Annotated in this window: 2 protein-coding genes; both read left to right on the top strand. The window is 35.8% G+C overall.

Annotated elements, in window-relative coordinates; genetic code table 11:
• The first annotated feature begins 134 nt into the window (after positions 1-134).
• Positions 135-455 carry a hypothetical protein gene (locus tag H5187_RS23345; protein WP_182785425.1) on the top strand — a complete coding sequence of 107 codons (321 nt, stop codon included), beginning with the start codon at positions 135-137 and terminating at the stop codon, positions 453-455.
• Between the two features lie 193 nt (positions 456-648).
• The gene (locus tag H5187_RS23340; RefSeq protein ID WP_182785426.1) at positions 649-858 is read left to right on the top strand and encodes a hypothetical protein; all 210 of its coding nucleotides are present in this window, start codon (positions 649-651) and stop codon (positions 856-858) included.
• Positions 859-1,779 lie beyond the last annotated feature (921 nt).

Genomic DNA, 1,779 nt, shown 5'->3' with positions numbered 1-1,779 from the left:
GCCATAAAAAGCAAATTCCCATAGCATAAGTAACACCAACTCTGACACACCGAGCAGGTAGCGCCTCAGTCCAACAAGCGATTATGCAACACAAACTGCGTGTCGCATAAATACTAAAATGTTAGGAGAATATTTTGCCAACGCCGAATTTATATGTCCTTTATGCACAAAAGTCTCATGAGGTAATCAATAAAGTTGGTTGGAAAAGTTTTTCTGTGATTATACTTTTTGCATTACTACCCCGATTAATGGAGAAATACTTTAATGTGTTAGGGGCTATACCGGGACAGATACTTTTTGTAATTTTGGTATTGGTTGTATTTCATTTTGTACCTTATTATTTATTTTTAAGTCATAAGAATGAACGTATTTTAATTGGTTGGTTAAAAACAGTGATTTGCAATATATTACTAATTTTTTCTGTATGGCTAATCTATTCAGGAATCGGACGTTAGATAGATGAAAAATAACAAAAAATTTGAAGGCGGAGATTTTGGAAGAGCGCCAAAACGCCGCTTAAATTGGTGTTATGTGTAATCTCAAATGAAACTACTGTTTTTAACCTCTACATGTATCGGTCTATATATTCTTATCCTATGGCTTAGTACCAGATATCGAGAAGATAAGATTTCTTCCTTAAAGTGGGTGTTGCAAGCAACGCTAGGAACTTTGTGCGTGTTATGGCCGATTCTATTTATAAATCAATTTTGGGTATTGTTTTTAGCAGCATTAGTTATAGTTTTTGCTTTATTTGTAGGCGCTCAGGGTGGTGTGTTTGGTAGGCTAAGCAAAAATGGTATTTTCGGTGGTATTTGGTTAACAATACCCTTATATTTTTATTTAGTAACAAACACATAACAAATCACCGCACCAGACCCGAACTACGTTCCTCAAATTTGCATTCGCTTCGTTTATTGTATGTTGTATGCAAATTTGTTCCACTTCGTTCGGTCTGGTGAGTTAGGCGTTATCTGAAAAGGAGTTTTTAAGAATGGCACTTTTTTCGATTTCACTCGGAGCCGTTTTCTTTTTAATATCTATCGCCTAGTTTGGGTTCGTAGCTTTGTTTTCCCAAGTAGAAAATTCAGGGTTCGCTTTTGGTTTTATTTTTGGGGTGTTTCCAGCGTTACTTGGTATGTTGCTTATAGTTCCTAGTTCACTGTATAGAGCTATTTTTGTATTTACACAGAAACCAAAACAAACGTTAGCTATACGCTTACTTTAAATCAATAAATAAATTCGTTTACTTCGTCTGTCGATGCACCAGTTATGCAAGTCGCTTGCGACAAATACTTACAAGGGTCGCTGCGCAATAATCCTTACGTTATTAGTAAAGCATTTGCTTATAGCCCTCTAAAGCGCAGCATCTCTGAACCTAAAGACCTTTTGCACAAAGAGCAGAGAAAGAGAAGGAAATGAGGATGAGCTTGAAGACTAATGTTAGCATGCATTAAACACATTATATTAATAAAGATAGCCCATAACTTCTCAAAAAAGCCACTCAAACACCTGCAAAAACGCCAATTAAAACAACACGAAGTCTTCTTTTACGCGAAAGTCAGTTGTCGATTGAATCAAAATAGGAACTCGGCTATAGTTAATGCATCAATAAAAATAAATTAAAAACGAGTAATTCTATAGGCTCGTTATGTGCTTGCATATTCTCACCAGCTTTGATCACCCAATGGCATTAACTTTGATCGCTTATTCTCATTAAGCTTTGATCACGAAAATTACGCGATAATGATCACTTTTGTGTTCTTAATGATTTTGCCGATC

The sequence above is a fragment of the Pseudoalteromonas sp. SG44-1 genome (genome assembly GCF_014164315.1).
Taxonomy (GTDB): Bacteria; Pseudomonadota; Gammaproteobacteria; order Enterobacterales; family Alteromonadaceae; genus Pseudoalteromonas; species Pseudoalteromonas rhizosphaerae.
The sequence above is the reverse complement of the archived record's forward strand: the minus strand, read 5'-3'. Positions and strand labels throughout refer to the sequence as shown.